This is a genomic window from Arenibaculum sp., assembly GCF_035998295.1.
In the GTDB taxonomy this organism is placed as follows: Bacteria; Pseudomonadota; Alphaproteobacteria; order Azospirillales; family Azospirillaceae; genus DASYHS01.
Map to the genome: position 1 here is coordinate 1 of NZ_DASYHS010000291.1, position 16,299 is coordinate 16,299.

A 16,299-nucleotide genomic window follows, 5' to 3' on the forward strand; every position below is an offset into this window, starting at 1 on the left:
TCTACCCGAAGGTGCTGGTCGCGATCCTGATCGTGTTCTTCCCGGTCATGGTCAACGTGCTCGGCGCGATCCGCACGGTCGACCCGGACCTCATCAACCTCGCGCGCACCTTCAAGGCGACGCGCTGGCAGATCTTCCGGACGATCCAGTTCCCGTCCGCGATGCCGCCGCTGTTCTCGGGCCTGCGCATCGCGTCGACGCTGGCGGTCATCGGCGTCATCGTCGGCGAGCTCGTCGGCGGCAACATGGGCCTCGGCTACCTGCTCGTGTTCGGCGAGGGGTCGGGAAACACCGCCATGGTCTTCGTCACCATCATCATGCTGACGCTGATCGGCATTGCCGCCTATGGTGCGGTCGTGCTGGCCGAGCGGCGGGTCCTCCACTACCTGCCCAAGGCCGAGAAGAAGTCGACATGAGGGGAGACGGGACGGTGGCCGGGGAAAAGAGGAGCGAGGAAAAGCGGGGCGAGGACGCCGAGCGCTATCTGGTGCCGGGCCTGCAGAGGGGGCTCGAGATCCTGCGCTGCTTCCGGCGCGACCGGCCCCATGTCAGCGCCGCCGAGGTGGCCAAGGAGCTGCGCATCCCGCGCTCGACCGTGTTCCGCCTGATGACGACGCTGGAATACCTGGGCTTCCTGGAGCGCTCGCGCGACGGCCGCGACTACAGGCTGGGCGTCGCGGTCCTGTCGCTCGGCTTCGAGTACCTGGCGTCGCTGGAGATCACGGAGCTCGCCCGCCCGCTGCTGGAGCGGCTGCGCGACGAGACCGGGTTCAACGCGCATCTCGTGGTGCGCGACGGGCGCGAGGTGGTCTTCGTGATGAAGGTCGCAGCCCCCTCGACCTTCGTCGGCAGCGTTTCCATCGGCACGCGGATGCCCGCGCACGCCACCGTGCTCGGCCGCGCCTTCCTCGCCCACATGGACGGGGGCGAGCTGGAGGCGCTGTATCCCCAGCGCACCCTGGAGCGCTTCACGCCGCAGACCCCCGCGACGCTGGACGACCTGCGGGTCCTGCTCGCCGAGGACCGGCACCGGGGCTACGCGATCAGCGAGAGCTTCTTCGAGCGCGGCATCTCCGCCATCGCGGCGCCGGTCTTCGACGACACAGGGACGGTGACGGCCGTGATCAACATCACGGTCCCGGAGGGCAGCGCCGACCCGGAACGGCTGCGCGGCCCGCTGGCCGAGCGCGTCGTCGCGACCGCGCGGGAGCTGTCGCGGCGCCTCGACTACGACGAGACCCGCGGCCGCAGGCTCGCGGCCAATTTCTGAGCCAGGGCGCCCCTTGCCCATCCGTGGGGCGCCAAGCGGAAAGGATCGACGGATGATCAAGGGCATCGATCGGATCACCTACGGCGTCGAGGACATGGAGGCCTGCCGGCGCTTCCTCGGCGACTGGGGCCTGGGCGAGGTCGAGGCGGGCGCCGACCGGGCGCTCTACGAGACGCTGGACGGCTGCGAGGTCGAGCTGCGCCTGAAGGACGACCCCACCCTGCCCCCTGCGATCGAGCCCGGCTCGACCCTGCGCGAGGTGGTCTGGGGCGTCGAGGACGACGCCGCGCTGGCGGCCGCGGCGGAGCGCATGAAGGCCCTGCCCGGCCACGACCTGCGCGACGGGCTGCCGGGCTGCACCGATCCCGTCGGCCTGATGGTGCGCGTGCGCGTCAGCCGCCGCCGGCCGGTCCCGGTCAAGGGCTCCCCGATGAACACGATCGACCAGCATCTCCGCGTCGACGAGCCGAGCCCGGTGTACGAGCGCGCGACGCCGGTCAAGGTCGGCCACGTCGTCCTGTTCACCGACCGCATCGACGAGCACGAGGCGTTCTACGTCGACCACCTGGGCTTCCATGCTTCCGACCGCTATCCCGGGCGCGGCGTGTTCCTGCGCTGCGGGCCGCGCGGCGGGCACCACGACCTGTTCCTGCTCCAGCTTCCCAAGCCGAAGGTCGGCCTCAACCACATCGCCTTCACCGTGCGCGACATCCACGAGGTGTTCGGCGGCGGCATCCACATCAACCGCTGCGGCTGGCCGACCGAGATCGGCCCGGGCCGCCACCCGATCTCCTCGGCCTATTTCTGGTACGTGAAGAACCCCTGCGGCGGCCTGGCCGAGTACTACGCCAACGAGGACTGGGTCACCGAGAACTGGAAGCCGCGCGAGTTCCAGCCGTCCCCCGAGATGTTCGCGGAGTGGGCGGTGGTCGGCGGCATCGACGGCCAGACCCGCCGCCAGACCACGCGCTGACGCAAGGCGGCCCCCGCGGGCGCCGCCTCCTCCTCCCACCACTGCCGAACCTGCCCTCGAGGCGGGAACGCTCCCTCTTTGCCTTCGCCTCGCTGCCGCCGCCCGGCGGTCCCGCCCACCCCATCCAGACGGGAGAACGAAGTCCATGAACATACGCACGCTGTCGGCCATCGGGCTGATGGGCCTGGCCATGATCGGCGCGAGCCCGTCGGCCCGGGCCCAGCCGGTCCTCACGATCGGCACCAACCAGCCGGGGACGATCTTCCATTCGGCCGGGTCGGCGATCGCCAAGGTCGTGAAGGACGCGAAGGACATCGAGATGCGGGTCCAGCCCTTCGCCGGGTCCGGCCCGCTGCTGGCGCTGATCGAGCAGAAGAAGCTCGACTTCGCGATCGTCAACGTCTTCGAGATGTCGCAGGCGATGAACGGCCGGGAGCCCTTCTCGGAGGAGCATCCGAACCTGCGCGTCGTCTCCAGCCTGTTCAAGACCCATGTCGGCTTCCTGGTGCCGGCGGACTCGCCGATCGAGGAGCTGGCCGACATCCGCGGCAAGAGCGTGGCGTCGGGCTATTCCTCGGCGCCGATCATCGAGCTGATGCGCCAGGCGATCATGGCGAATGCCGGGGTCGAGGACGGCGAGGTCACCGCCGTGCCCGTCCCGAACTCCGTGCGCGGCGGCGACCTGATGGAGAGCGGGCGCGTCGACGTCGCCTTCCTGTCGCTGGGCTCGGGCAAGGTCGCGGAGCTCGACGCGGCGCTGGGCGGCGTGCGCTTCCTGTCGCTCTCGCCCGAGGACGGGGACGTCGCGGCGATGCGGGAGGTGATGCCGCAGGGCTCGGCCCTGGCGGTCCAGCCGGCCCCCAACCGGCCCGGCGTCGGCAAAGGCACCCGCCTGCTCGGCTACGACATCGTCCTCGTCACGCATGAGGACACCGACGCCGAGACGGTCCAGGCGGTGCTGGACGTGCTCGCCAACGAGCAGGACGCGCTGGCGCAGTCGCTGCCCAGCTTCGACGAGCTGACGGTGGAGGCGATGGGCGGCGTGCCGAACATCCCGTACCACCCCGCCGCCGAGCAGGCGTTCGAGACGCTCGGCAGCGCCGAGTAACCCCGGCGGGACGAGGAAAGATGACGGGTCACGCTTTCGCGCATCGCTGGTTCGCGCTCACGAATTCGCTCGCCGCGGGAGCGTTGACCGTCCTTTCGGCCGCCCTCGCCTTCAATCTCGGCTCGGCGCTGGGCATCGTCTACTACGAGGAGCAGGCCTACGCCCTGGGCGTCGGCCTGACCCTGTTCCTGGTCTTCCATCGCCGGCGGGGCGGTGCCGCGGCCGTGCCGGAGGCGGCCCTCGCCTGGGCGCTGCTGGCGATGACCGCGTATTTCGCCGTGCATTTCGACCGCTACTCGATGGCGGTCGCCTTCCAGCCTCCGGAGATCGTCTATGGCGGCGCCGTCGTGATCCTGGCGCTGCTCGAAGCCGTGCGCCGGGTCGCGGGATGGCCGCTGGTGCTGGTGATCCTCGCGATCATGGCCTACACGCTCCTCGGGCAGCATCTCCCGTCGGACTTCGCGGCACCGCCGACGGACCTGACGAGCATGACGATCTACGTGGCGGCCGACGCCAACTCGATCCTGGGCTCGCCGATCGCGGTCGCGATCGTGGTCGTGCTGCCGTTCCTGTTCATGGGCAACCTGCTCGGCCGCTCGGGCGGCGCGCAGTATTTCACCGACTTGTCGCTCGCCCTGTTCGGGCGCTCGCCCGGCGGCCCGGCGAAGGTCGCGGTCGTCTCGTCCGGCCTGCAGGGCGCGATATCCGGCAGCGCGGTCGCCAACGTCGCCAGCAGCGGGGTCATGACGATCCCGATGATGAAGCAGGCCGGCTACACGCCGGAACGCGCGGGCGCGATCGAGGCGGTCGCCTCGACGGGCGGCCAGCTCGTCCCGCCGGTGATGGGGGCCGCCGCGTTCCTGATGGCGGAGTTCCTGAAGATCTCCTACGCGGAGATCGTGCTGGCGGCGATCATCCCGTCGCTCCTCTACTACGGCTCGCTGTTCCTGGCCGTCCACCTGATGGCGCAGCGCGACCAGCTCGGCCGGATCGATCCCGACGTCGAGCGGACGGCGCGCATCCTGAAGCGCGGCTGGTTCTTCCTGCTCGGCCTGGGGGGATTGCTGCTCCTGCTGCCGTTCGGCGGCTGGCGGCCGGAGGCGGCGGCCTTCGCTGCCGCCGCGTTCTTCGCGCTGTGCGGGCTGCTGATCGGCTACCGCGGCGCGCGGATGCGGCCGGCCGAGCTGCTGGCCTCCCTGTCCGACACCGGTCGCACGGCGGTGGACGTGCTCGTCATCTCGGCCGCGGCCGGGATCGTGGTGGGCCTGCTGAACGTGTCCGGCCTGTCCTTCTCGCTGTCGATGTTCCTGATCGCGCTGGCGCGCGACAGCGTGGTGCTGCTGCTCGCCTACACGGCCGTGGTGTCGATCCTGCTGGGCATGGGCATGCCGACCACGGGGGTCTACGTGCTGCTGGCCACCATCGTGGCGCCGGCGCTGGTGCAGCTCGGCATCCTGCCGCTCGCGGCCCATTTCTTCATCTTCTACTTCGGCATGATGTCGATGATCACGCCGCCGGTCGCGATGGCGGCCTTCGCCGCCGCCAGCATCAGCGGGGCGAAGCCGATGGCGACCGGCTGGACCGCCATGCTGATCGGCTGGCCGGCCTTCATCCTGCCGTTCCTGATGACCGAGACGCCGGAGCTGCTGTTCGTCGGCCCGCTGCCGCTCGTGCTGCTCGAGGGGGCGCTGGCGGTCGTCGGGGTCGCCGCGGTGACCGCGGCGGGGCTCGGCTACTGGCGCCGCCGGCTGGGTGCCGCCCAGCGCCTGGCCCTGGGCGGGCTGGGCGCGGTCGCGCTGGCCTCGGTGACCACGGCCAGCCCGGAACTGGCCATGGCGGTGCGGGTCGCGGCGGCCGCCGGCCTCCTGGCGTGGATGGCCGGCGCGCCGGTGGCGTTCCTGCGCAGGGCCGCAGCGCAGACGGACGGGAACCGGACGTAGATGCCCCCGCCGTCCCCGCCGTCAGCCCGCGACGGGGGCGGCGGAGGCCTTGATCTGGACCCGGTAGCCCGAGCGGACGTTGGGCCAGTAATCCCAGATCGCCTTGTGATGGGTGCAGCGGTTGTCCCAGAAGGCGATGGAATGGGCGCGCCAGCGGAAGCGGCAGGTCCATTCCGCCCGCGCGCAATGCGCGATCAGGAACTTCAGGACGTGCTCGCCCTCTTCGCGCGGCAGCTCGTTGATGCGGGCGGTGAAGTCGGTGTTGACGAAGATCACCTTCCTGCCGCTCTCGGGATGCCGCGTGATCACGGGATGGACCGAGACCGGCGTTCCCGGGCCGAAGACGCGCGTGCCGTCATGGGTCGCGGTCAGCCCTTCCAGATAGGCCTTCATGCGCGCGGACAGGGCGTCGTAGGCGGCGTACATGCTCGCGAACATCGTGTCGCCGCCGCCGTTGGGCGGGACCGTGTGGTTGTAGAGGATGCTGCCCAGCGGCGGGATCGGCGCGCAGGACTGGTCGCTGTGGAAGTTCTCCCCCGATACCCGCGTCGAGGTCTCGTCGTAGTGGAACTTGCGGACCAGCGGGTTGTCCGTGGTCTTGCTGATCGTCGACACGCCGACATGCCTGCCGAGCGGGCCGAAATAGCCCGCCAGCCGGATCTGGTCGTCGAAGCCGATCTCCTGCTCGCGGAAGAAGATTACCTGGTGCTCGACGAATGCCCGGCGCAGCTCCTCCACCTGGCGCGGGTCGAGCGGCCGGGTCAGGTCGACGTCGCCGATCTCGGCGCCGATATGCGGGCTGACCGGGGTCACGCTGATGGTCTCGTATCCCATGACGATGCTCTCCCTCGTGGTCTCGTTCCCGGGCGAGGCTAGCAACCCTTTCCTGTCCGTTCTAATATCGATTTGCGCGTATCGCATATCAGAGTGATATGAAATGGACATACGGTACCTGCGCCATTTCCTGGCGGTGGCCGAGGAGCTGCATTTCGGGCGCGCGGCCAGCCGGCTGAACATGGAGCAGGCGCCGCTGAGCCAGTCGATCCGGCGCCTGGAGGCGTGGCTGGGGGTGGCGCTGTTCGACCGCTCGGCGCGCGGCGGCACCCGGCTGACGCCGGCCGGCGCGACGCTGGTCGAGGAGGCGCGCAAGACCGTCCGCCAGTTCGAGCACGCGGTCGCGGCGACGCGCAGGACGGGCGGCAAGGCCGAGGAGCCGGTCTCGGTCGGCTTCGTGACTGCCGGCATCCTCCGGCTGCTGCCGGCGGCGATCCGTTCCTTCCAGGCGCAGGCGCCGGGCGCGCGGGTGCAGTTGGTCGAAGCGTCGACCAGCGACCTGCTGGCCGCGATCGACGCGGACGCGCTGGACCTGGCGCTGATCCATCCGATCGAGCGCTGCCCGGCCGGCGTGGTGCAGGAGGAACTGAGGCGCGACCGCACGATCGCGGCGCTGCCGCGCGGCCACCGGCTGGCCGAGCGCGGCGCGCTGTCGATGCAGGACCTCGCCGGCGAGCCGATGATCTTCTTCCCGAAATCGGCGAGCCCGGACCTCTACGAGCGGTTCGCGGCGTTCTTCCGGGAGCGGGGCATCACCCCCAGGATCGAGCAGGAGGCGCGCCTGACGCCGACGATCCTATCGCTGGTGGCGGCCGGGCTGGGCTATTCGCTGGTCCAGGAGAGCGCCCGCTTCCTGCCCTTCCCCGACGTCGTGTTCCGGCCGGTCAGGGACCTGCCCGCGGAACTGGCCTGGAGCCTGTCGCTGGCCTGGAAGCCGCGCCGGGCGCGCGCGGCCGCAAGCACCTTCGCCGACAGCCTGCGCGCCGCCGCCGCGCCGTGAGGCGTCCTTACCCGTACGGCGCCCCTACCCGTGCGGCATCAGCCGCCGTCGGAGGACGCCGCCTCGTCGACCTTCTCCGCGTCGCCGAGCAGGTCGATCAGCACCGTCGTGCAGTGCTGGAGCCGCTGGTCCGACGCCGCCGGCGACATGTCGCAGCCGGTCTTTTCCTGCCATTCCGCGAGCATGCGCGCCAGATGCGCCTTGACGTGGTCCTCGCGATCGAGGCGCCTCGATGCCATCCGTCTTCCTCCTCTTTCCCGGCCGCGGCCGGACGTGTGAGATTACAGGGACGCGGCCGCCGGAACCAGCGTGGTCCGTCCCATCTTCCGAACGGGAAACAGCCGAACATGCCGAACGCCCTCTTCTCGCCGCTGCGCCTGCGCGGCCTCACCTTGAAGAACCGCGTCGCCGTCTCGCCGATGTGCCAGTACAGCGCCGGCGACGGCCTCGCCAACGCCTGGCACCTCGTCCATCTCGGCAAGTTCGCCCAGGGCGGCGCCGGTCTGGTCTTCACCGAGGCGGCGGCCGTCTGCCGGAAAGGCCGCATCACCCATGGCGACCTCGGCATCTGGTCCGATGCCCACGCGGCGGCGCTGGCCCCGGTCACGGGCTTCCTGCGCGCCCAGGGGGCGGCCTCGGCGATCCAGCTCGGCCATGCCGGGCGCAAGGCGTCGATGCAGCGGCCCTGGCACGGCAACGGCCCGCTGGACGCCGACGACCGCGCGCGGGGCGAGACGCCGTGGGAGGTCGTCGGCCCGTCGCCGGTGCCGGTCGCGGAGGACTGGCTGGTCCCGCGGGAGATGACAGCGGAGGACATCGCGCGGACGGTCGAGGACTTCGCGGCGGCGGCGCGGCGCGCCGACCGGATCGGCTTCGACGTCGCCGAGATCCACGCCGCCCACGGCTACCTGCTGGCGAGCTTCCTGTCGCCGGTGTCGAACCGGCGGGGCGACGCCTATGGCGGCGGGCGCGCGGGCCGCGCGCGCATGCTGCTGGAGACGGTCGAGGCCGTGCGTGCGGCCTGGCCGGAGGACAAGCCGCTGTTCGTCCGGGTCTCGGCCGTCGACGGGGCTCCGGACGGCTGGTCGCTGGACGACACGGTGTGGCTCGCCGGCGAGCTGGGCTCGCGCGGGGTCGACGTGATCGACTGCTCGTCGGGCGGGATCTCCGGGTCGGCGACGCTGGGCCGCGCCGCGCCGCAGCCGGGCTTCCAGGTCCCCTATGCCGAGCGGGTGCGGCGGGAGACCGGGGTGCTGACGCAGGCGGTCGGGCTGATCCTGGACCCGGAGCAGGCCGAGGCGGTGGTCGCCGAGGGGCGCGCGGACATCGTCGCGGTCGGGCGCGAGATGCTGGCCGACCCGAACTGGGCGCTCCACGCCGCCCGCGCGCTGGGCGCCGACGACGCGTTCGCGCAGTGGCCGGTGCAGTACGGCTGGTGGCTCGACCGGCGCCACAAGCTGGTCGGGCGCTGAGGAACGCGCGGGCGCGATTCTCGCTTTGACGGGCGGCGCCGGACGGACCAGCATGCGCGCCGAACGAGACCTGGGAAGGGAGCCGGCATGTCGAAGGAAAGCGCGCAGGGTTACGTCGACGACCCGCGCAACGATGGCGTCCTCGTCTACGTGGACGGGGAGTTCGTGCCGCGGGACCAGGCCCGGGTCTCGGTCTTCGACAGCGGCTTCGCGCTGGGCGATGGCGTGTGGGAGGGGCTGCGGCTGGTGAAGGGCCGGCTGCTGGCGCTCGACGACCATCTCGACCGCCTCTACGAGGGGGCAGGCGCGATCCGGATCGACATCGGCCTCGACCGCGACGCCCTGACCGGCGTCATCCGCGAGACGCTGGCCAGGAACGGCATGGAGGACGGCGCCCATATCCGCCTGATGGTCACCCGCGGCCGCAAGAAGACCGTGAACCAGGACCCGCGCTTCGCCCTCGGCCCGGCGACCGTGGTCATCGTCGCCGAGTACAAGCGCCCGAATCCCGAGACCAAGGAGAAGGGCCTGTCGCTGTTCACCTCGACCTTCCGGTGCAGCGGCCCGGACGTGTTCGACCTGCGCCTCAACTCCCACAGCCGGCTCAACCTGATCCAGGCGCTGATCCAGGCCATCGACGCCGGCGCCGACGAGGCGCTGATGCTCGACCCGCACGGCTTCGTCGCGAGCTGCAATTCCACGAACTTCTTCATCGTGCGCAAGGGCGAGCTCTGGACCTCGACCGGCCGGTTCAACTTCAAGGGCATCACCCGGCGCAAGGTCCTGGAACTGGTGCGCAAGGAGGGCGGGACGACGCGCGAGGCCGACTTCACCCTGGCCGAGGCCTACTCCGCCGACGAGGCCTTCGCCACCGGCACGCTCGGTGGGATCACGCCGGTGACCCGCATCGACGGGCGCGCGATCGGCGCCGGCCGGCCGGGCGACTACACCCGCGCGCTGGCGGCGCGCTACGAGGCATACCTGACCGGAGAGGCCGTATCGTGAGCGTCCGTATCGCCCCTGTCCGCATAGCCATGTGGTCGGGTCCGCGCAACATCTCCACCGCGATGATGCGGGCCTGGGAGAACCGGCCGGACACCGCCGTCGTCGACGAGCCCTTCTACGCCTTCTACCTGGCGCGGACCGGGCTGGACCACCCCGGCCGGGACGAGGTGCTGGCCAGCCAGCCGACGGACTGGCGCACGGTGGCGGCGGCGCTCGCGGACGAGCCCGTCCCCGGCGGCCGGGCGGTGTTCTACCAGAAGCACATGACGCACCACATGCTGGCTGGCGTCGGGCTGGAGTGGACGGACCGCGTGCGCAACGCCTTCCTGATCCGCGACCCGGCCGAGGTCGTGGCGTCCTACGTCCAGCGCCGCGGCAGCGTCGACCTCGCCGATATCGGGGTCGAGCGCCAGGTCGAGCTGTTCGACCGCGAGGCCGACCGGCTCGGCCACGCGCCGCCGGTGGTGGACGCACGCGACGTGCTGGCCGATCCCGGCCGGGTGCTGGCGCGGCTGTGCGCGGCGCTGGGCGTGCCGTTCACGGACGCCATGCTGCGCTGGCCGGCGGGCCGGCGCGACACCGACGGCGTCTGGGCGCCGCACTGGTACGCCTCGGTCGAGGCCTCGACCGGGTTCGGCGCCCCGCCGCCGCCGCCGCCGCCGCTCTCCGGCGACCTCGCCCGGGTGGCCGAGGCCGCGCGGCCCCATTACGAGCACCTGCACCGCTGGCGCCTCGCCTGACGGGGCATTCGTGGCCGGCAACCCCCGAACTCATTGTGTTGCCCAGCCGGCGATGGCATATGGCGTGCGATGGCTACGAACAGCACCTTGACGGCTGCCGGCGTCGACTTCCTGTCGGGCGGAGGCGAGACGGGGGCACTGATGCGCGCCCATGACTGGTCGGCCTCGCCGCTCGGCTCGCCCGAGGCGTGGCCCCAGCCGCTGCGCACGCTGGTCGGCCTGATGCTCAACTCGCTCCAGCCGATGTTCGTCGCCTGGGGCCCGCGGCGCATCCTGCTCTACAACGACGGCTACGCCCCGCTGTGCGGGGCGCGCCACCCGTGGGCGCTGGGACGGCCCTTCGCCGAGGTCTGGCACGACATCATCGACGACGTCGGGCCGATCATGGACCGGACCTATGCCGGCGTGTCGACGCACATGGACGACATCCGGTTCACGATGCACCGCAACGGCTATCCGGAGGAGGCGAACTTCACCTTCTCCTACACGCCGGTCCGCGACGAGGGCGGCGAGGTCGCCGGCATGTTCTGCGTCTGCACCGAGACGACGCAGAGGGTGGCCGCCGAGACCGCGCTGCGCGAGAGCGTCGCGCGGCAGGCCTTCCTGCTCCGGCTCGCCGACCGGACGCGCGGGCTCGGCGATCCCGAGGCGATCATGGCGGCCGCGGTGGAGATGCTGGGCGCCCATCTGGGCGTGGGACGGGTCGGGTACGCCGAGACCGACGACACGGCGGCGCATCTGGACGTGCTGGTCGACTGGACCGACGGCGTTCAGCCGAGCGCCGTCGGCCGCGTCCCGATCGCCGTCTACGGGATGGAGATCGTGGAGGCGTACCGGGCCGGCCGGCCCTGGGTCGTCGAGGACGCCGGGACCGATCCGCGGCCCGAGGTGCGCCGGGCGCTGGCGGACTATCTCGGCTGGGGCTCGCGCGCGGTGATCGGCGTGCCGCTGACCAAGGCGGGGCACTGGGTCGCGGCGCTGTTCGTCCACAGCCCGGCGGCGCGCGCCTGGACGCCGTCGGAGGTCGAACTGGTCCGCGACGTCGCCGAGCGGACCTGGGACGCCGTGGAGCGCGCGCGGGCCGAGACGCGCCTGCGCGAGGGCGAGGCGAAATACCGGACGCTGTTCGAGGCGATGGACGAGGGCTACATGCTTGCCGACGTCGTCTTCGACGAGGCGGAGCGGTCGGTCGACGTCCACTACCTGGAGGCGAACCCGGCGGCGACCCGCATGCTGGGCCGGGATTGCACCGGACTGCGGATGAGCGAGATCGACCCAAGCTTCGAGCCGTACTGGTACGAGATCTGGGGCCGCGTCGCGCGGACCGGCCGGGGTGAACGGCTGGAGCGGTACGCCGAGCCGCTGAACGCCTGGTTCGACTTCTACATCTTCAGGACCGGCGGCGCGGACAGCCGGCGGGTCGCGGTCGTGTTCGAGGACGTCACCGGGCGCAAGCGGGTCGAGGAGGAGCTGCGCGGGCTCAACGAGACGCTGGAGCAGCGCGTTGCCGACGCGCTCGCGGAGCGCAAGGTGTTGGCCGACGTCGTCGAGAGCACGGGAGCCTTCATCCAGGTCCTCGATCTCGACTACCGCATCCTCGCCATCAACAGGGCCAACGCCGACGAGTTCGAGCGGCTCTACGGCGTGCGGCCTAGGGTCGGCGACAGCCTGATGGACCTGCTCGCGGGCGAGCCGGAGCATCGCGAGCGGCTGAGGGCGCTGTGGGGACGCGCGCTGGCCGGCGAGGAGTTCAGCCTAGTCGACGAGTTCAGCCATCCTGGCCACGAGCGGCGCGTCTACGAGATCAAGTTCAACGTCCTGCGCGACCGCGACGGCCGGCGGATCGGCGCCTACCATTTCGTCTACGACGTCACCGAGCGCCAGCAGGGCCAGATGCGGCTGGACGCGGCGGAAGAGCAGCTGCGCCAGGCGCAGAAGATGGAGACGGTCGGCCAGCTCACGGGCGGGGTGGCGCACGACTTCAACAACCTGCTCCAGGCGCTGTCGGGCTGCCTGTCGATGATCGGCCGCCGCACCCGGGAGACGGAGGTCCGCCCGCTGATCGAGGCGGGCCAGCAGGCGGTCGACCGCGGGGCCAAGCTGGTGCAGCAGCTCATGGCTTTCGCCCGGCCGGAGAGCCTGCGCCCGCAGCCGATCGACGTGCGCGAGCGCGTGGTCGGCATGTCGGAGCTGCTGGCCCGCGCGCTGCGCGCCGACATCCGGCTGGCGACGGAGTTCAGCCCCGGCCTGTGGCCGGTCGAGGTCGACCCGACCCAGTTCGAGCTGGCGCTGATCAACCTGGCGGTGAACGCGCGCGACGCGATGCCCGAGGGCGGCGACCTCGCGATCGAGGCGTCCAACCTGCATCTCTCGACCCCGGACGCGGCGGGCCTGGTCGGCGACTTCGTCCGGCTGTCGGTGCGCGACACCGGGACCGGCATGCCGGAGGAGGTGGCGGCGCGGGTGTTCGAGCCGTTCTACACGACCAAGGAGGTCGGCAAGGGCTCGGGCCTGGGGCTGAGCCAGGTCTACGGCTTCGCCCGCCAGGCCGGCGGCACCGCCCGGATCGAGAGCGTGCCGGGCCGGGGCACGGTGGTGACCATGCTGCTGCGGCGCTCGGCCCTGCCGGCGCCGGTCGTGGAAGCCGCCGCGCCGACGGTCGCGAACGCGCGCCGGCGCGGCAGCATCCTGGTGGTGGAGGACGACGAGGTGGTGGCGACCACGGTCGCCGCGGCGCTGGAGGACGCGGGCTACGCGGTGGCGTGGGTCGCGACGGCCGACGAGGCGCTGTCGCTGCTGGCGGGCGGCACGCCGTTCGACCTGGTGTTCAGCGACGTGGTGATGCCCGGCCGGCTCAGCGGCCTGGACCTGGTGCAGGCCGCCCGGCACCTGCGCCCGGACCTGCCGGTGGTGCTGACCACCGGCTACAGCGAGAAGCTGGCGCGCGCCGAGGGCGTGCACGTCCTGGCGAAGCCGTACCGCATCGACGACCTCGTCCACGCGCTGGATGCCGCGATGGACGCCGCGGGGCCGTGAGGGGCAAGGCTCCACTTCCCTGAGGTAGAAAAAGGTTACAACAAGGGGTGTTAAATTTCGACCGGAGGGCTTCCGCATGGATTGGGTTATGGGCGTGTATTACGCATCCGGCTTCGTCATGATCGCTTCGCTGGTCGCGTTCGGTTATTTCTTCAAGAAGTCGATCGAGAATTCGCGGGTGGATATGAAGAAGACCCTCCAGATGACGGAAATGAGCATCAATGCCGTGGCCCGCAAGTATAGTATTTTCCCAATATTCGACGAGGTGGGGCAGCGTTACCGGACCAGGATGTGGATTGCCGGCGGCGTGTTCCTCGCATCGGGCTTCCTGGGGAAGATGATCAATCCCTGAAGTTTTTTCACGCGCCGGCCGCCAGGGCTGCGTGCAGCACGGCGAGGTTCACGGCGTTGAGGGTACCGTGGACGATGATGCACGGGACCAGCGATCCCGCCCGCTCGTAGACCAGGGCCAGGATCACGCCCTGGACGAAGATCGCCGGGACCAGCAGGGGAATGCCGTGCACGAGGCTGAAGAGCAGGGCGCTGAGCGCCGCCGCCGGCACCACGCCCGATAGACGGCGCAGCCAGCCGTAGAGCAGGCCGCGGAACACGGTCTCCTCGACGGTAGGCACGAGCACCGCCATGACCGCCAGCTGCCCGAGGAGGATGCCGGGATCGGGACCGTCGGGGGCGACGAGGTCCAGCTGCGGGTTGCGGAAATCCCCGCCCGCGACGGCCTGGACGAGGCCGTTGACGAGCCAGACCACGGGTACCGAGACGGCCCCGACCGCGAATCCGCGGCGGACCCATCCCCTGCCCGCCCGCCGAAGGCCGAGCTGGTGCCACCGCGTCCCGGACGGGAGGATCGCGGCCAGCCAGACGACACCCAGCACCAGCGCCGACTGGACGAGGAGATGGAGCAGGACCTCGCCGGCGCTCGGCCGGCCGACGTCGACGATGCGGCCGAGCACGACGACGACCGCGAGCAGGGCCGCGACCGCCAGCAGCAGGTGCCACAGCCGGACCGGCAGGTCGCGCCATGGCTGGGCCGGTGCGTCGTGTTCTCGGCGATCGTCGGGGGACACGTCGGTCCTGCGGTGGCGGACGGGGAATGCCCTGGGAAACGGGGGCGGTCCGGCCGGGTTCCCGACGCCCTGCCTTTCGGCAGGCCGCCTTCAGCTAGACGCGGATGTCGGCGAGGAGCCCCGGCCGCTTCTCGCCGCCTTTCTTCAGCGCCTCCTCGATCTCCTTGCGGATCTTCTCCTCGATGCGGGCGCGCTCATCGGGATCCATGCCCTGGAGCCCTTCCTCGGTGAGGCCGTGGGCCTTCAGGTAGGAGTACCGGATCTTCTCGGCGGGCGTCATCCGGGCGAAGTCCAGGAACTCCTTCTCGACCTTGCTGCGCGACGCCGGCTCCTGTTGGGCGGACTGGGTGGGCGCCACCCATTTCGGGGGTACGTATCCCCCGGCTCCCACACCGGTCAGTGCGAAGGACACTTCCATATCTCCCGTCACAACAAGCTCTTGCCGCCACGTGATGCAGGCTGCATGCCAGGGTGGAAGCGTCGGCGCAGTGCGGATGTCGCAGGGGACCGGCCGGGCCGGGATTGCCCATGGGCAAGATTTTCCCGGCACGGGTTGCCGGGGAGCCGCGGCCCCGGGCTACAGCGCCGCGCCCACTTCCCTGATGACGCCGCGCATCCAGCGATGCAGGGGGTCGGCATCGTGCCGCTGGTGCCAGACCATGTGCATGGTGACGTCGTCGAGCTGGAGCGGCGGGCGAAGGATCTTGATCCCGGCAGCCGGCGCCAGCCTGCGGACCAGCTTTTCAGGCAGCGTCGCGACGAGGTTGCCGGCGCCGACCACCAGGGGCACCGCCGCGAAGCTCGGCAGGACCAGGGCGATGCGCCGGCGCAGCCCGCGGGCCGCCAGCACGGCGTCGGTCGGGCTGCCGCCGCGCCCCTCCGGGGAGACGACGACGTGATCGCAGGCCAGATATGTCTCGAGGTCGACCTCGCCCCCGGCCACGGCCGGGTTTCCGGCGGCGGCCAGCATCACCATCCTCTCGACGTAGAGCGGCTCGCGCCGCAGCTCGGTGACGATTTCCCCCGCGGGGACGACGGCGAGATCCGCCTCGCCCCCGATCAGCTGGCCCTGGAACCGGAGCCGGTCGGTGACGCGCACGCGCAGGTCGAGCCCCGGCGCCTCGCGCCGCAGGCGGGGGACCAGCGGCGGCAGCAGGACGCAATCCACCAGGTCCGGCGACGCCAGGGTCATCGAGGCCTGGACCGTCGCCGGCAGGAAAGGCCCGTCGCCGGCCCCCATGACCAGCGAGATCTCGGCCAGGGCGCGGCGCAGCGGCGCGGCCAGTTCCAGCGCCCGGGCGGTCGGCAGCATCTCGCCGCCCTGCCGGACGAGCAGGGGATCGCCGAACATCTGGCGCAGCCGGTTCAACGCCTTGCTCGTCGCCGACTGGCTGAGGCCGATCCGCTCGCCGGCCCGGGTGACGTTCCGCTCCGCCAGCAACGCGTCGAAGGCGACGAGCAGATTCAGGTCGATGGCAGCCAAATTCCTCATGGTCATGAACTGTATGGCAACATGCCATTTCCGTCACGGCCTTCCCGCCGCCAGGATGAGCCCCGCGCCGATCGGAGCGCATGAGAGAGGAGACGGAGCATGACGACGGAAAGCAGGGAAGCGCAGCAGGGTGGTTCGATCGTCGAGGCGGGCGCCGGCAGACGCTACGACGTGCTGGGCGACCAGCTCGTGTTCAAGGGGACGGGTGCCCGGGGTGCCTGGTCCGTCTTCGAGATCGAGAAGCGGCCGGGCGCACCGACGCCGCCGCATACCCACGCCTGGGACGAGGCATATTACATCCTCTCGGGGGCGGTCGAGATGATGCTGGGCGAGCGCGTCTTCGA

Annotated in this window: 17 protein-coding genes; 12 read left to right on the plus strand and 5 right to left on the minus strand. The window is 71.1% G+C overall.

The window, feature by feature from the left end:
• From VGO20_RS27605 to VGO20_RS27625, 5 genes are all read left to right on the plus strand, one after another.
• Positions 1–416: ABC transporter permease (locus VGO20_RS27605; RefSeq protein ID WP_327505636.1), on the plus strand; the 416-nt coding region annotated here is incomplete at its 5' end.
• Positions 413–1,270: an IclR family transcriptional regulator gene (locus VGO20_RS27610; protein ID WP_327505637.1), complete on the plus strand. Its 858-nt coding sequence runs from the start codon at positions 413–415 to the stop codon at positions 1,268–1,270. The genes VGO20_RS27605 and VGO20_RS27610, both read left to right, overlap by 4 nt.
• Positions 1,271–1,322: 52 nt before the next feature.
• On the plus strand, positions 1,323–2,243 hold the full coding sequence (locus tag VGO20_RS27615; RefSeq protein ID WP_327505638.1) for a VOC family protein: 921 nt from the start codon (positions 1,323–1,325) through the stop codon (positions 2,241–2,243).
• Positions 2,244–2,388: 145 nt separating this feature from the next.
• Positions 2,389–3,351: a TAXI family TRAP transporter solute-binding subunit gene (locus tag VGO20_RS27620; RefSeq protein WP_327505639.1), complete on the plus strand. Its 963-nt coding sequence runs from the start codon at positions 2,389–2,391 to the stop codon at positions 3,349–3,351.
• A 20-nt stretch (positions 3,352–3,371) separates the two neighbouring features.
• Complete coding sequence (locus VGO20_RS27625; RefSeq protein ID WP_327505640.1) at positions 3,372–5,291, plus strand: TRAP transporter permease; 1,920 nt, start codon at positions 3,372–3,374, stop codon at positions 5,289–5,291.
• Positions 5,292–5,312: 21 nt separating this feature from the next.
• Here VGO20_RS27625 and VGO20_RS27630 read toward each other — a convergent pair whose 3' ends face one another.
• Entirely contained in the window at positions 5,313–6,125 is an 813-nt protein-coding gene (locus VGO20_RS27630) for a TauD/TfdA dioxygenase family protein (protein ID WP_327505641.1), read from the minus strand.
• 103 nt (positions 6,126–6,228) lie between these two features.
• On the opposite strand from VGO20_RS27630, the gene VGO20_RS27635 reads away from it, so the two are divergent.
• Positions 6,229–7,125 carry a LysR family transcriptional regulator gene (locus VGO20_RS27635; protein ID WP_327505642.1) on the plus strand — a complete coding sequence of 299 codons (897 nt, stop codon included), beginning with the start codon at positions 6,229–6,231 and terminating at the stop codon, positions 7,123–7,125.
• A gap of 38 nt (positions 7,126–7,163) precedes the next feature.
• Here VGO20_RS27635 and VGO20_RS27640 read toward each other — a convergent pair whose 3' ends face one another.
• Complete coding sequence (locus VGO20_RS27640; protein ID WP_327505643.1) at positions 7,164–7,364, minus strand: hypothetical protein; 201 nt, start codon at positions 7,362–7,364, stop codon at positions 7,164–7,166.
• A 108-nt stretch (positions 7,365–7,472) separates the two neighbouring features.
• Here VGO20_RS27640 and VGO20_RS27645 point away from each other — a divergent pair, with 108 nt between their 5' ends.
• The 5 genes from VGO20_RS27645 to VGO20_RS27665 all read left to right on the plus strand — a co-directional run bounded on the left by VGO20_RS27645 (position 7,473) and on the right by VGO20_RS27665 (position 13,730).
• Positions 7,473–8,597 carry an NADH:flavin oxidoreductase/NADH oxidase gene (locus VGO20_RS27645; protein ID WP_327505644.1) on the plus strand — a complete coding sequence of 375 codons (1,125 nt, stop codon included), beginning with the start codon at positions 7,473–7,475 and terminating at the stop codon, positions 8,595–8,597.
• An 87-nt stretch (positions 8,598–8,684) separates the two neighbouring features.
• A complete protein-coding gene (locus VGO20_RS27650; protein ID WP_327505645.1) occupies positions 8,685–9,602 on the plus strand; it encodes an aminotransferase class IV in 918 nt (305 codons plus the stop codon).
• Positions 9,599–10,342 carry a sulfotransferase-like domain-containing protein gene (locus VGO20_RS27655; RefSeq protein WP_327505646.1) on the plus strand — a complete coding sequence of 248 codons (744 nt, stop codon included), beginning with the start codon at positions 9,599–9,601 and terminating at the stop codon, positions 10,340–10,342. The genes VGO20_RS27650 and VGO20_RS27655 overlap by 4 nt, the downstream gene beginning before the upstream one ends.
• Positions 10,343–10,411: 69 nt before the next feature.
• The gene (locus tag VGO20_RS27660; RefSeq protein ID WP_327505647.1) at positions 10,412–13,378 is read left to right on the plus strand and encodes a PAS domain-containing protein; all 2,967 of its coding nucleotides are present in this window, start codon (positions 10,412–10,414) and stop codon (positions 13,376–13,378) included.
• Between the two features lie 76 nt (positions 13,379–13,454).
• Entirely contained in the window at positions 13,455–13,730 is a 276-nt protein-coding gene (locus VGO20_RS27665) for a hypothetical protein (protein ID WP_327505648.1), read from the plus strand.
• Positions 13,731–13,737: 7 nt separating this feature from the next.
• Here VGO20_RS27665 and VGO20_RS27670 read toward each other — a convergent pair whose 3' ends face one another.
• From VGO20_RS27670 to VGO20_RS27680, 3 genes are all read right to left on the minus strand, one after another.
• Positions 13,738–14,463 carry a CPBP family intramembrane glutamic endopeptidase gene (locus VGO20_RS27670; RefSeq protein WP_327505649.1) on the minus strand — a complete coding sequence of 242 codons (726 nt, stop codon included), beginning with the start codon at positions 14,461–14,463 and terminating at the stop codon, positions 13,738–13,740.
• 94 nt (positions 14,464–14,557) lie between these two features.
• Entirely contained in the window at positions 14,558–14,875 is a 318-nt protein-coding gene (locus VGO20_RS27675) for a hypothetical protein (RefSeq protein ID WP_327505650.1), read from the minus strand.
• 165 nt (positions 14,876–15,040) lie between these two features.
• A complete protein-coding gene (locus tag VGO20_RS27680) occupies positions 15,041–15,961 on the minus strand; it encodes a LysR family transcriptional regulator (RefSeq protein WP_327505651.1) in 921 nt (306 codons plus the stop codon).
• Between the two features lie 93 nt (positions 15,962–16,054).
• Between VGO20_RS27680 and VGO20_RS27685 the strand changes: the two genes are divergently transcribed.
• A partial coding sequence (locus VGO20_RS27685; RefSeq protein WP_327505652.1) for a cupin domain-containing protein occupies positions 16,055–16,299 on the plus strand: 245 nt, incomplete at its 3' end.

Excerpts from the sequence above, each read along its gene's own strand:
- VGO20_RS27610 (WP_327505637.1), top strand. The coding sequence starts at position 413 with ATGAGGGGAGACGGGACGGTGGCCGGGGAAAAGAGGAGCGAGGAAAAG.
- VGO20_RS27615 (WP_327505638.1), top strand. The coding sequence starts at position 1,323 with ATGATCAAGGGCATCGATCGGATCACCTACGGCGTCGAGGACATGGAG.
- VGO20_RS27620 (WP_327505639.1), top strand. The coding sequence starts at position 2,389 with ATGAACATACGCACGCTGTCGGCCATCGGGCTGATGGGCCTGGCCATG.
- VGO20_RS27625 (WP_327505640.1), top strand. The coding sequence starts at position 3,372 with ATGACGGGTCACGCTTTCGCGCATCGCTGGTTCGCGCTCACGAATTCG.
- VGO20_RS27630 (WP_327505641.1), bottom strand. The coding sequence starts at position 6,125 with ATGGGATACGAGACCATCAGCGTGACCCCGGTCAGCCCGCATATCGGC.
- VGO20_RS27635 (WP_327505642.1), top strand. The coding sequence starts at position 6,229 with ATGGACATACGGTACCTGCGCCATTTCCTGGCGGTGGCCGAGGAGCTG.
- VGO20_RS27640 (WP_327505643.1), bottom strand. The coding sequence starts at position 7,364 with ATGGCATCGAGGCGCCTCGATCGCGAGGACCACGTCAAGGCGCATCTG.
- VGO20_RS27645 (WP_327505644.1), top strand. The coding sequence starts at position 7,473 with ATGCCGAACGCCCTCTTCTCGCCGCTGCGCCTGCGCGGCCTCACCTTG.
- VGO20_RS27650 (WP_327505645.1), top strand. The coding sequence starts at position 8,685 with ATGTCGAAGGAAAGCGCGCAGGGTTACGTCGACGACCCGCGCAACGAT.
- VGO20_RS27660 (WP_327505647.1), top strand. The coding sequence starts at position 10,412 with ATGGCTACGAACAGCACCTTGACGGCTGCCGGCGTCGACTTCCTGTCG.
- VGO20_RS27665 (WP_327505648.1), top strand. The coding sequence starts at position 13,455 with ATGGATTGGGTTATGGGCGTGTATTACGCATCCGGCTTCGTCATGATC.
- VGO20_RS27680 (WP_327505651.1), bottom strand. The coding sequence starts at position 15,961 with ATGACCATGAGGAATTTGGCTGCCATCGACCTGAATCTGCTCGTCGCC.